The organism is Salinispora vitiensis (genome assembly GCF_000378825.1).
Lineage (GTDB): Bacteria > Actinomycetota > Actinomycetes > Mycobacteriales > Micromonosporaceae > Micromonospora > Micromonospora vitiensis.
Window position 1 is genome coordinate 3,353,014 of record NZ_KB900388.1, and the last position, 12,113, is coordinate 3,365,126.

Genomic DNA, 12,113 nt, shown 5'->3' on the forward strand with positions numbered 1-12,113 from the left:
GCGTCGGCGACTCCGGGCGAAAGTGTCACCAGCGACAGCTACGGTGTTCGCTCATCGTGACCGCGACCCGGGGGTGGCAGCGATGCGCGACACCGACGACACCAGGACCGCCCGCCACGCCCTCGGCCGTCGCCTCGCCGAGCTGCGCCGCGCCGCCGGGCAGACCCAGCACAGCCTCGCTCGGCTCGTCCAGTACGGACGCAGCTCGGTGGCGAACACCGAAACCGGTCGCCAACATCCGGAACGGCCCTTCTGGGCCCGCTGCGACGAGGCGCTGCGCACCGGTGGGGTGCTCACCGCCGAATACGACCGCATCGCGCACCGGGAGCGCCGTCACCGCGCGCCGGGACCGCGCGGTGACGGCGCCGCCCCGACCAGCGGCCTCCCAGCCACGTGGTGGGAGGCCGTGGACGACACCGATGGCTGCTCACCGGCCGATCTGGTGGACCGGCTCTGTCTCCTGCGCCACGATGTGGACCGCGCGATCGTCGCGCTGACCTGGCTCGGCTACCACCCCACCGCGACGATCAACCACTCCGGGTCGCCGGCGGAGATGAACGAGGACTGGTCCGCGACATCGTCGTAGGGGAAGCCGTAGGAGAGGCCGTCGATGGACTGCTCGTGCCAGAACTTCGCGTAGTAGTTCGCCGGTGCCTGCTGGTAGAAGAGGCCCGGGTCCTCCCACTGCGACCGGGGCAGGTGGGCGACGTGCCGGTTCAGCGCGGCACAACCGTCCGGGTTACTCGCCAGGGGTCCGGAGCAGCCGAAGATCTGGGCGGTGGAGGCGGGAATCCCGACCGACGACGCGTACCCGCTCAGGTAGTCGGCGTACTGCCCGCCCGAGCGGAACTGGGGCGTGTTACCGGGGGACGGCACCCGATACGGCGCCTCGATCGTGGCGAGGTGCTTGAACTCGGCCGGCATCGCGTCCGAGAACCGTTGGAACGTCGTGTCGCGGCCCTCGGTGAAGATGGTCTCGGTCTCGCCGACGGCTCGGTCGAATCCGCCACCGGCGCGCAGCCGCATCGCCAGTGGGAGCCCGAACGCGTCCACTCGGGTGGTGTTGCCGTTGAAGCGGTCCGCGGCCACGGTGAACTCGACGAAGTCCCGGTATTGGCTGGTCGGTGAGCCGAGGTGGAAGTACATCCGGCCGGCCGAGTTCGCCGGCATGTCGAGGTACGGCTGTTCCGCGATGGAGCGGGTCTGGCCGCCGAAGCTCCAGTACACCTGGCTGTCGGGGTAACGGCCGTTGGTCCGGTTCAGGATCTTGACCGTGAGGACGTTCTGGGCGGGCGGGATCGTGCTGGTGTCACCCCAGAAGTCGTCGCTCGGCGGCGGTGGCTCCGACCCCGTCGTGCGTACCACGAACTCCCAGAGCGAGTAGCCGTACGGGGTGTTGCGGGCGGTGCCGTACATCCGCACGTACCGTCCCGTGCCGGAGACGTCGAGCGTCTGCACCCCACCGGAACCGGTCGTGGTGGCGTAGCGGGTGGTCCACGGTCCAGCCGGGCTGTCGGCGGTCTGGAGCTCGAACGCCCGCCCGGAGGCCGCCTCCCAGGACAGGACGACCTGACAGATGGTCCGGACCGCGCCGAGGTCGACGCGAAGCCACTGCGGGTCGGCGAAGGCGCTCGACCAGCGGGTGGCGGTGTTGCCGTCCACGGCCGCCGCGGCCGGGGTGGTGGCGGTCTCGACCGAGGAGGCCGTCACGTCTCGACCGAGTGCGGCATTACCCGTACAGGTGGGGGTGCTGGTGCCGTAGACCTCGAACTCCCACAGGGAGTAGCCCCACGCGGTGCCCCGGTCGGTGCCGTAGAGCCGGATGTGGCGCCCGGTCCCGCTGACCGTGAGGTTCTGGGTGCCACCTGTCCCGGCGGCTGTCTGGTAGATCGTCTGCCAGGGGCCGGCGGGGTTCGCCGAAACCTGGATCTGGAAGGCACTCGCGTAGGCGGCCTCCCAGCGCAGGGTTACTTGACTGATCGTGGCGGTGCCGCCCAGGTCGACCTGAAGCCACTGTGGATCGCTGAACTCGCTCGACCAGCGGGTGCCCGGGTCGCCGTCGGTGGCGGCGGTGGCCGGAGTGTCGTCGAGTTCGACGGAGGAGGCGGTGGTCGGCTTTCCCTGGGAGAGCAGGACGGCCGCGGCCTGGGCCCGCTGGGCGGGAAGCGTCAGGACGGTGGTGAGCAGGATGAGCGGGACGGCGAACGCCAGGGCGCGGCGGTAGCGCGGACGGTGGGAGGTCAGGCGAGCTGTCGGCATGATGGGCTCCCGGACGAGTGGTGGTGACAGAGAGCGCTCTCAGCGTCATCGACAGGCTCGAATTAGTCAAGCGGCCTGACCTACGCCCGGCCACCGCCACCACCCACCGCTTACCAAGTGTTTGCACACCTTTCGTACCCATGCTCTGGTGAGTCTCCTCGGAGCTGTACAGCATGTAGTGATGGCAATGATGAGAAACAGTCTTCCGCACTCGGGCCGCCGTGCGGCCACTGTGGCGACAGCCCTGCTCGGGGCGGCCCTGCTTGGCCTCACCGCCACCCCCGCGCCGGCTTCGGCGAACGAGGCCACCTTGCCCATCGGCGACTCCGACCTGGAGGAGAGCCGCAGCAGCGAGACCCTCGCCCAGGGCGTAACGCTGACCCGCATCGTCCGTGGCACCGAGCCGGCACCGCCCGACCAGATCGGCGACACCCCCCGTGGCCCGTGGGTGGTCAATGTCCTGACGATCGATCCCCGGCAGAGCCGGGGCCACCTCGCCGCCACCTACGGAACCGACCTGGCCGGAGTCGAAAAGACCACCGACCTCGTCCTCGAATCGGACGCACTGGCCGGAGTCAACGCCTCCTTCTTCACCTTCACCGCAAGCACCGAGTATCCCGGCGAACCCGTCGGCCTCGGGGTGTACGGCGGGCAGCTGCTCAGCGAGCCCACCGATGACGCCGCGGAGGTGGCGCTGGTCCTAGACGCCAAGAACCACGAGGTGCTCATGGGCCAACTGCAGTGGACTGGTGACGTCCGCAACGCCCAGACCAAGGTCAGCCTGCCGCTGGAGTACCTCAACCACCCGCCGGTTGTCCCGGACGCCTGCACCGAGCTTCCCGACCCGACCCAGTGCGCCGACTCCGGCGACACGGTCCGATTCACGCCGGAGTTCGCCGCCAGCACGCCGTCCGGGCCGGGCGTCGAGGTCGTCCTCGACGACAAGGGCTGCGTGGTCCGGACCATGACCACCCGCGGCACGGCTCTCACCCCGGACCAGACCTCCCTCCAGGCGACCGGACGGGAAACGGCGGATCTGCTCGCCGTGGCACAGGGCTGCGTGAAGCACTCCAGTTCCCTGCGGGACGAGGCGGGTAAGAAGGTTCCGCTGCGCCCCGGGACGTTCGGGGTGAACGGCCGCTACCGGCTGATGGAGGACGGGCAGATCGTCGCGCCCACCGACTCGGACGGCTTCTTCGCGCGCCACCCGCGCACCATCGCCGGAACCACTCTCGACGGCAAAATCATGCTGGTGACCATCGACGGTCGACAGACCACCAGCGTGGGTACCACCATGACCGAGACCGCCACGGTCGCCGCCGCGCTCGGCATGCACGACGCGGTCAACCTGGATGGTGGCGGATCCACCACGATGTCCGTCGAGGGCGCTTTGGTCAATCAGCCAAGCGGCGGCGCTGAGCGCCCCGTCGGTGACGCGCTCGTCTACATCGACCGCAAGTTCAGCTAACGCTGACCGGCCAGGAGTCCGGCTGATCGGATAAGGAGTAACTCCGAGTCAGCCGGACTCCGCCGCTCCCAGCCCGTCCCAGTGGCGGGGTCAGATTGAACCGGTGATGCGGTCAGAGTGAACCAGCGGTGCGGGCGGATAGCCGCACCAGCAGCGCGCACCCCAGCACCGAACTGGCCGCCTGCGCGAGCAGCCACGGCCAACCGAGCACCTCCGGCGCCGGCAGCAGCACCAGGCCGACCGAGACCGGCAGGGTCAGCACGGCGACAACATCGACCCCGTTGACCAGCCAGAGCAGCATTCCGGCCGGAAACGCCCCGAGCGGCGTGTCGACCAGGATGGGGCCCAACGAGGCGGCACTCGCCTTCGCCCGCTGGTAGGCGCCCGCCGCCACGGCCGGCCCCGCCAGCAGACCGAGCACCCACCACGGCCCACTGAGCGCCCCGAGGCCCTGCAATACGGCCAGGGTGATCGCGAGCCAGCCACCAGCGATGACGGCGGGCACCACGAGGCGCGCGGCGGTCACTTGCCGGCCCGTGAGACCGAGCAGCCGCAGCAGCGCCGGGTTCGCGGCGTCACTGTGCGTGGACTCCCCGGTAAAACCAGCGGCGCCCAGCGCGCCGATCAGGACCACGCCGATCAGCAGCCAGACCGGACCGTCGGCGAGGTAGACCGGGACGGCCGCCGCGCCGAGCGGCCAGCAGAGCCGCGGCGCCTTCCGACGCAGAATGATCAGATCCTGGGCGATCAGCGGAGCGAGCCGGCGGGTCGACAGCAGCCGCGTCGTCCGGACCCGGGTCCGGCTGCGCCAGAACCGGCGGGCACTCATCTCGGCCAGGTAGGAGGGTTCAACCACGTACGCGACATCGGCGTACGCGCCCGCGTTGATCGACGCCTCGGCGATCGGCGCGGCGGGCCAACCCTCCACCGCCCGCAACGTCAACCCGACCAGGAACAGCCCCGTGACCAGGGCCGCGGCACCGGCGGCGAGCACCACCACGGGTGGTAGCGGCAAGGCGGGCAGGTCGTACCCGCCGGTGGCGCTCAGCACGGCGGCCACGACGAGGCTACCCGCGCCGACCGCGACGCCGCCGCCGTCCGCGAGGCGGGCCGCGGCGGGCCGGGGCTGGCCGGCGATGGCGAGCAACGCTACGAAGACCGCCGCAGCCGCGCCGGTGGTGGCGCCGGCCCACAGCGCCAGGGGCTCGGCCGGGCGGGCGACGATGCGCCCGGTCACCGCGATCCCGGTGGCAGCGCCGACGACGAGCGCGGCGACGGTGGTGAGGGCGAGCGCCGGCGCGAGCAGGGTACGCCGGGGTATCGGCGCGAGCAGCAGCCAGGTGGCGTCGCCGCGGCTGACCGAGAGCGGGCCGAGCTGGCGCAGCACGACGAAGAAGGCGGCGAGGACGGCCACCGCTCCGACGAACGGGGTCACCGTCGGCACACCGGACGCCTCCGGCGGCCAGACCACCCGCACCACCGGCTGCCCGACCAGTGCGGCGACCATCAACATCGTGAGGGTCACGGCGTAGACCGTGCTGAGGTCGACGCGGCCCTGGGCGGCGATCCGGCGGCGGCGTACCCAACGGCGGGCATGAACCGGGGCCGGGGCCGCCGGCCGGGCCGGGGCCGCGACCGGCGTCACTCCGCCTCCGGCCGGATGAGTACGACCTCGCCGGCGCCGACGTCGACCCGGAACCCGTCGTCGTGGCTGGCCATGACCAGCGTGCCGCCGGCCGCCACGTACGAGCGCAGGTGGGCGGCGACCGCACCCTTGATCTGGGTGTCGAGGCGTTGCTCGGGCTCGTCCAGGACGAGGAGCCGGCTGGGCCGCACGAGGGTCGCGGCGAGCAGGAAGCGCTGCCGCTGCCCGGAGGAGAGGGTGCTGGGCAGGCTGTCGAAGAGCCCGGTCAGGCCGAGGGTGACGCAGAGCTCATCGATGTGTCCGTCGTCGGGGTCGCCGCCGTTGACCACCCGGACCAGGTCGAGATGTTCCCGCACGGTCAGGCCCTGGTACCAGCTCGGCGACTCCACTGTGGTGGCGACGTGTCGCCAAAACTCCGCGCCGCGGCCCGGTACCGCCGCGAAGACGGAGATGTCACCGCCGGTTGGCTCCTGCAGGCCGGTGACACACCGCAGCAGAGTGGACTTTCCGGCGCCGTTTTCGCCGACGAGTGCGACGGCGCCGCCCTCGGGGACCTGGAGGTCGACCCGGTCCAGCACCAGCGTCGAGCCGTACCGGACCGTCACCTGCCGAACGTCAACCACCACGGTCATCGGCGCGTTCTCACCGTCATGCCCCCACCCCCGTCGCGCGAGTTCGCGCGCTTCGCCCGGACATCATGGCAGAAGTCCGCTGACCGGACAGATCAGGGTTGATGCCGGTTTGATCGGCGCGACACCCGCCTGAAACAAGTTTTCATCAGCTCTTCTCGATACCGAAGCGGCATGGTTACATCGGTACGTGCCGTCGCTTGGAGCGCTCCCATGGCACCCCGAGACAAGGAGGTACGACATGAGACGCCTGTTCCAGGCGCTGACCGTGCTCGCGGTCGCGGCCACCGCCGCACTGGTCGCCGCAGCGCCGGCCCAAGCCGCGACGATCTGCGAGCAGTACGGCACCACCACCATCCAGGACAAGTACATCGTCCAGAACAACCGTTGGGGCAGCGCCGCCGAGCAGTGCATCGAAACCACCGACAACGGCTTCCGGATCACCTCCCAGCAGGGATCCACCTCCACCTCCGGGCCGCCGCTGTCCTACCCGTCGATGGTGCTCGGCTGCCACTACCAGAACTGCTCACCCGGAACCAACCTGCCGGCGCAACTCAGCCAGGTCAGCAGCGTCCCGTCCACGATCAGTTACGGGTACGCGGGCGGCACCTACAACGCCACCTACGACATCTGGATGGACCCGACTCCGAAGACCGACGGAGTGAGCCAGATGGAGATCATGATCTGGTTCCACCGGCAGGGCTCGATCCAGCCGATCGGCGGCCCGGTCGGCAACACCACGGTGGGGGGACGTAACTGGGAGGTCTGGCAGGGCAACAACGGCGGCAACGACGTCGTCTCCTACCTCGCACCGGCGACCATCAACAGCTGGTCGTTCAACGTCAAGGACTTCATCGACGACGTCGTGGCGCGGACCCAGGTCACCAACGACTGGTACCTGACCAGCCTGCAGGCGGGCTTCGAACCGTGGAACGGCGGCGTCGGACTGGCCGTCAACAACTTCTCCGCCGAGGTGAACGTCGGAACGAGCCCCCCGCCCCCACCGCCGCCGGGTGACGGCGGCACCATCGCCGGCCAGGCCAGCGGACGATGCCTGGACATCCTGGACCTCGGCACCGCCGACAGCACCCCGATCCAGCTCTGGGACTGCACTGCGAACTGGAACCAGCTCTGGAGCCGTACCGGCAACACCTTCGTCAACCCACAGACCGGCAAGTGCCTGGACGTCTCCGGCGGGTCCACCGCCAACGGTGCCCGGGTGCAGCTCTACACCTGCAACGGCACCGGAGCCCAGAGCTGGCAGGTCAACGGCGACGGCACCATCACCAACCCGCAGTCCGGCAAGTGCCTTGACGCGGTGGAGCAGGGCACCGGCAACGGCACCCGGCTCCAGATCTGGGACTGCTTCGGCGGTGGCGGCACCCAGCCCAACCAGGTCTGGACGGTCGGCGGCGGCAGCACGCCCCCGCCTCCGGGCGACGACCAGACCCCGTTGGCGATCAACGGCCAGCTGTACGTCTGCGGCGTGAACCTGTGCAACCAGTACAACCAGCCGATCCAGCTGCGCGGCATGAGCACCCACGGCCTGCAGTGGTTCAACAACTGCTACAACGACGCCTCGCTCGACGTACTGGCCGACGAGTGGCGGGCTGACCTGTTCCGGATCGCCATGTACGTGCAGGAGGGGGGCTACGAGACCAACCCGCCGTGGTTCACCAACCGGGTCAACGAGCTCGTGGACGAGGCCGAGGAGCGCGGCCTCTACGCGATGATCGACTTTCACACGCTGACGCCGGGCGACCCGATGTACAACCTCGATCGGGCGAAGACCTTCTTCGCCGCCGTCGCTTCTCGCAACGCCGACAAGAAGAACGTCATCTACGAGATCGCCAACGAGCCCAACGGGGTCGGCTGGGGCACCATCAAGAGCTACGCCGAGCAGGTTATCCCGGTGATCCGGGCCAACGATCCGGACGCCGTGATCATCGTCGGCACCCGTGGCTGGTCCTCGCTCGGCGTCTCCGAGGGTTCCAACGCCGACGAGGTCATCAACAATCCGGTCAACGCCAGCAACATCATGTACGCGTTCCACTTCTACGCCGCGTCCCACCAGGACTTCTACCGCGCCGAGGTGCAGCGTGCGGCGGCGACCCTCCCGCTGTTCGTCACCGAGTTCGGCACCGTCGACTACACCGGTGACGGTGGGGTCGACGTGGGCAGCACCAACGCCTGGCTCAACTTGCTCGACCAGCTGAAGATCGGCTACGCGAACTGGACCTACTCCGACGCCAACGAGGGCAGCGGGGCGTTCAACCCCGGAACCTGCAACAGCGGCAACTTCTCCGGGACATCGAACCTGACCGCCTCCGGCAATCTCCTCCGCAGCCGGATCAGCACCCCCGACAACTTCCCGACGAGCTGACCTCGGCCTGACTCCGGTCGACGCGCGGCCGGCGGCGGGAGGCTCTCCCCAGCCTCACCCGCCGCCGGCCGCGGCCGCTGGCTACCCGCGGTGGGCCCGGACCGGGGGGCGGGGCGCGGCCAGCGTGGGCGTCAGCACGGCGGCGACTTCTTCGGCGAACTCCTCGTGGACGAAGAGTTTGCCCCGCCGCACCTCGTGCAGGCGAACGTCACCCCGGAACCCGGACATCATCGCGCGGGTCCAGGCCACCGGGAAGTAGGGGTCGTCGGCACCCCACACCAGCTGGACGGGAACGGTGATACGGGAATGCAGGCCAGCGAGAGCGTCGAAAGCCGAGAAGTCGAAGTTCCGGGGGAACTGGCCGAATGCCCAACGCAGGTCGGCGCTCTCCTTGAGAGGCCGCAGGAAAAACTCCGCGAAATCTCCGTCCAGCAGTTTTCGGTCCTGGAAGGCGTCGCCGAGAACGAACCGGTTTCGCCGCAGTATCCGATTGTTCAACGCGACCGTGAGCAGACGCTCGAATCCGGGTAGGTGGCGGGTGGCGAACAGCAGCGAGAGGCGCCAGTGGGCCCCCTGTGGCTGCTCGGTGTCGATCAGACCCCAGGAGCGGACGCGAGGATCCCCCGCCAGGGCACATCGCGCGATGAGACCACCGCTGTCATGGCCAACAATCGCCACGTCCTCCAGGGCAAGGTTGTCCAGGACGCGCCGTACCGCCGCCGCGTGCGTCGCCACATCAATGCGAGCCGTCCGGTCGAAGCGGCTGTCGCCGGCCCCAACGAGATCAATGATGTGACATCGAAAGCGCGGAACGAAAAAGGGCAGCAGGGTCCGGAATGTTGCCCCGCTGACCGGCCATCCATGTACGAAGAGCACGTCCGGACCTTCGCCAATACTGCGAATCGCAACCCGACCTTGACCCACATCAAGGAGGCGATCTGGCCGGGCACGGAAGAGGTTGGCGGCCTGCGCGACGGTTAAATCAGGCATCGATTCACTCCTGTCGACATCACGTGGCATAGTGGAGCCGTCGGAAGAGAGCACGCCCGCCGCCACCGCCGGCAGCACGCTCTTCATGACTCGACAGTGACAGCCCAATAACACCCTGTCGATTACCTGCAAGGTAGTGAACCCTCACCTCGCCGAGCGGCGACCACGCCAGACCATGTCCACCCGCACCGTTGCCGCGCCACACCATTGCCGCGCCACACCATTGCCGCGCCACACTGTCGAGCTGCCCCACCCGTGAGACCGATGCTGGGGCGACCCTAAAAGATGCCCGGCACCAAGTTCCCGCCAACCACCAATCGGTCCAATCCTCACAAACCTTTCCAACCTGGCCCACCACCACCAGCACCACCCCGCACACCAGTCCGCCCGCTCACGCCCCATCCATGAGGGCAGCTCGACAGCGCGCCGAACACCACCTTGCCTGCGACGCCCGGGGAAGGCGGCGGCCCTGGCCAGCGCGGATCGCGGCGCTGCCGTAGGAAGCTACTCGCTGCCAGTAGTCCGCACTCCCGCCGCACCGCCCCCGCACCGCCACCGCACTGCCCCCGCCGCACCCCCGCCGCACCGCCGCCGCACTGCCGCACCGCCGCCGTCGAACCGGAACCACAGGGCCGGCCTTCAGCCGGAAGCCGAGGGGTTCAGCCGGAAGTCGAGCGCCGGCTTCTCAGTTCTCGCGCGGTCTCCTCGTCGGCGGGATAGAACGACTCGATCGACAGCTCGGAGAGGGTTACGTCCAATGGCGTACCAAAGGTTGCCACCGTGGTGAAGAGGTTGAGCACTCGGCCGTCTCGGCGCAGTCGCACCGGCACCACGATGTCGTTGGTCATCGGGCCGACGGCGTGGGCCGCACCGCCGGGGTAGCCCCGCAGCTCCTCCTCAAGGTCAACCAGATCGGGGTCGCCACTGAACTCCACCTGCCGGCCCAGCCGGTGCAGCAGGTGCCACCGCCACTCACCCAGGTTCACGATGTGCGGGGCCAACCCAGCCGGATGCAGACTCGCCCGGAGGACATTCGCCGGCGGCATGAGCAGCTCGGGTGCCACCAGTTCGGTGAGCACCGACAGGCTCTCGTTGGCCGCCACCAGGTTCCAACCCCGGTCAACGACGACGGCAGGGTACGGTTCGTGCCCGTCGAGCACCTGTCGAATAGCAGCGCGGATGACAGTCATGGGCGGAGCGTCCAGCGCGTTCTCTGAATAGACCGGCGCAAACCCGGCGGCCAGCAGCAGCCGGTTCCGCTCCCGCAACGCCAGGTCCAGCCGATCCGCCAGCTGCAACACCATCTCCCGGCTCGGCGACGACCGCCCAGTCTCCAGGAAGCTGAGGTGTCGGGTGGAGATGTCGGCCCGGATGGAGAGCTCCAGCTGGCTGAGTCGGCGCCGCCGGCGCCAGTCCCGCAGCATCACCCCAACGGCCGGTCTCGTCACGGTCATCCCAGCATCGTCCGTCGCCGAGTTCTCGCTGTCCATTACCTGCGAGGTAGGGCCCCGCACCGGGCCAGCCGGCGTCCGGCTACCAGGTAACCAGGAGCTCGGCGGGGCCGTGCGTACGAAACGTCGGCCGCCACCGAACCGGTGCCCCGGGTACGGCGAGTGCCAGGCTGGGCAGCCGCCGGGCCAGTACGGTGATCGCCTCCTCGGCCTCGACCCGGGCTAGGGCCGCACCGAGGCAGAAGTGGGGGCCGTTGCCGAAGGCCAGCCGCGCGGAGTTTCCGTCCGCCCCGCGGGTGGCGGCGGCGATGCTCAGCAGCACGGTGTCGCCGGCCGGAATCGTGGCGCCCCCGATGGTCATCTCCTCGGTGGGGAAGCGACGGACGGCCGCAGGTGCGGGCGGTTCGAGGCGCAGCGTCTCCTCGACCGCCTCGGAGGCTTGCACCCCACGGAGGCTGCCGTGGTCAAGTAGGCGCAGCACGGTCGAGGCGATCAGGTTGGCGGTGTTCTCGTACCCGGCGAACAGGATCAGGAAGGCCAGTGAGGTCAACTCGTCCCGGGTAAGCCGGTCCCCCTCCTGCTCGGTAGCGACCAAGGCGCTGAGCAGGTCGTCACCGGGTCGCTGTTGTTTCGCATCGATCAGGTTGACGACGTAGCCGTGCAACTCGACGACCGCTCGCCGGATGGCGTCCCGGTCCGGCGGGTAGCTGGTGAGCATCGTGTCGGTCCAGGCCCGGAGATCGGTGCGCCCAGCTTCCGGTACGCCCAGCAGGTCGGCGATGACCTGGACAGAAAGCGGCGTGCAGTAGCCGGTGACCAGGTCGACGGGGCTACCCGTGGCGAGCACCGTGTCCGCGAGTTCCTCGGCGGTTCGTTGGACCCGGGGACGCAGTGCGGCGACCCGCTGTGGGCTGAAAGCCGGGCCGACCAGGCGACGGAGTCGGGTGTGATCGGGTGCGTCCAGGTTGAGCAGGTTCGCGTCGAGGGCCGGCGGCAGCGCGAATCCGGACCAGCCGCCCCGGCTGTGCTTTCGGTTGAGGGCCAGGCGGGGGTCGGCCAGCGCCCGGGAGACCAGTTCCGGGCTGGTGACCAGCCAGGCCATTGAGGTATCCGGCAGCAGCACCTGATGCACGTCGCCGGTCTTTCGAAGCTGGTCGTACTCCTGCCCGAGTAGCGCGCCGGAACGGGGAATCGGGGCCAGCTGCGCCCGCGTCGGTTGGTCTTGGTACATCACACCAGCCTAGCGGCGAACCACCGACAGTCCGAAGTGGCAGAAGGTCGGCCGGCG

General features: G+C 69.4%; 9 protein-coding genes. 3 read left to right on the forward strand and 6 right to left on the reverse strand.

The features are described from left to right. Positions 1 to 82: 82 nt before the first annotated feature. Positions 83 to 586, forward strand: coding sequence for a helix-turn-helix domain-containing protein (locus tag SALPAC2_RS0115745; RefSeq protein ID WP_018217603.1), 504 nt, complete (start codon positions 83 to 85; stop codon positions 584 to 586). Here SALPAC2_RS0115745 and SALPAC2_RS0115750 read toward each other — a convergent pair. Beyond that, a complete protein-coding gene (locus tag SALPAC2_RS0115750; RefSeq protein ID WP_026184779.1) occupies positions 508 to 2,259 on the reverse strand; it encodes a galactose-binding domain-containing protein in 1,752 nt (583 codons plus the stop codon). The two genes, SALPAC2_RS0115745 and SALPAC2_RS0115750, sit on opposite strands and share 79 nt — an antisense overlap. A 232-nt stretch (positions 2,260 to 2,491) precedes the next feature. Between SALPAC2_RS0115750 and SALPAC2_RS0115755 the strand changes: the two genes are divergently transcribed. Continuing rightward, positions 2,492 to 3,727: a phosphodiester glycosidase family protein gene (locus SALPAC2_RS0115755; RefSeq protein ID WP_018217604.1), complete on the forward strand. Its 1,236-nt coding sequence runs from the start codon at positions 2,492 to 2,494 to the stop codon at positions 3,725 to 3,727. 112 nt (positions 3,728 to 3,839) lie between these two features. Here the strand turns inward: SALPAC2_RS0115755 and SALPAC2_RS0115760 are convergent, their stop codons facing one another. Both SALPAC2_RS0115760 and SALPAC2_RS0115765 read right to left on the reverse strand, forming a co-directional pair. Further along, complete coding sequence (locus SALPAC2_RS0115760; RefSeq protein ID WP_018217605.1) at positions 3,840 to 5,372, reverse strand: DUF6297 family protein; 1,533 nt, start codon at positions 5,370 to 5,372, stop codon at positions 3,840 to 3,842. Next, positions 5,369 to 6,004 carry an ABC transporter ATP-binding protein gene (locus tag SALPAC2_RS0115765; RefSeq protein WP_018217606.1) on the reverse strand — a complete coding sequence of 212 codons (636 nt, stop codon included), beginning with the start codon at positions 6,002 to 6,004 and terminating at the stop codon, positions 5,369 to 5,371. Before SALPAC2_RS0115765 ends, SALPAC2_RS0115760 begins: the two co-directional genes overlap by 4 nt. A gap of 238 nt (positions 6,005 to 6,242) precedes the next feature. Here SALPAC2_RS0115765 and SALPAC2_RS28540 point away from each other — a divergent pair, with 238 nt between their 5' ends. Next, a complete protein-coding gene (locus tag SALPAC2_RS28540; RefSeq protein WP_026184780.1) occupies positions 6,243 to 8,384 on the forward strand; it encodes a cellulase family glycosylhydrolase in 2,142 nt (713 codons plus the stop codon). Positions 8,385 to 8,465: 81 nt separating this feature from the next. Here the strand turns inward: SALPAC2_RS28540 and SALPAC2_RS0115775 are convergent, their stop codons facing one another. The 3 genes from SALPAC2_RS0115775 to SALPAC2_RS0115785 form a co-directional block, all read right to left on the reverse strand. Continuing rightward, positions 8,466 to 9,374 (reverse strand): alpha/beta fold hydrolase, encoded by a 909-nt coding sequence (locus SALPAC2_RS0115775; protein WP_026184781.1) that lies wholly within the window; start codon positions 9,372 to 9,374, stop codon positions 8,466 to 8,468. Positions 9,375 to 10,033: 659 nt separating this feature from the next. Continuing rightward, positions 10,034 to 10,864 carry a helix-turn-helix domain-containing protein gene (locus tag SALPAC2_RS0115780; protein ID WP_018217609.1) on the reverse strand — a complete coding sequence of 277 codons (831 nt, stop codon included), beginning with the start codon at positions 10,862 to 10,864 and terminating at the stop codon, positions 10,034 to 10,036. A 43-nt stretch (positions 10,865 to 10,907) separates the two neighbouring features. Then, the gene (locus tag SALPAC2_RS0115785) at positions 10,908 to 12,056 is read right to left on the reverse strand and encodes a cytochrome P450 family protein (protein ID WP_018217610.1); all 1,149 of its coding nucleotides are present in this window, start codon (positions 12,054 to 12,056) and stop codon (positions 10,908 to 10,910) included. Positions 12,057 to 12,113 lie beyond the last annotated feature (57 nt).

Bases quoted from the DNA above. Each gene is read 5' to 3' on its own strand.
- SALPAC2_RS0115785 (WP_018217610.1), bottom strand. From the start codon at position 12,056: ATGTACCAAGACCAACCGACGCGGGCGCAGCTGGCCCCGATTCCCCGT.
- SALPAC2_RS0115780 (WP_018217609.1), bottom strand. From the start codon at position 10,864: ATGGACAGCGAGAACTCGGCGACGGACGATGCTGGGATGACCGTGACG.
- SALPAC2_RS0115750 (WP_026184779.1), bottom strand. From the start codon at position 2,259: ATGCCGACAGCTCGCCTGACCTCCCACCGTCCGCGCTACCGCCGCGCC.
- SALPAC2_RS0115765 (WP_018217606.1), bottom strand. From the start codon at position 6,004: ATGACCGTGGTGGTTGACGTTCGGCAGGTGACGGTCCGGTACGGCTCG.
- SALPAC2_RS28540 (WP_026184780.1), top strand. From the start codon at position 6,243: ATGAGACGCCTGTTCCAGGCGCTGACCGTGCTCGCGGTCGCGGCCACC.
- SALPAC2_RS0115775 (WP_026184781.1), bottom strand. From the start codon at position 9,374: ATGCCTGATTTAACCGTCGCGCAGGCCGCCAACCTCTTCCGTGCCCGG.
- SALPAC2_RS0115745 (WP_018217603.1), top strand. From the start codon at position 83: ATGCGCGACACCGACGACACCAGGACCGCCCGCCACGCCCTCGGCCGT.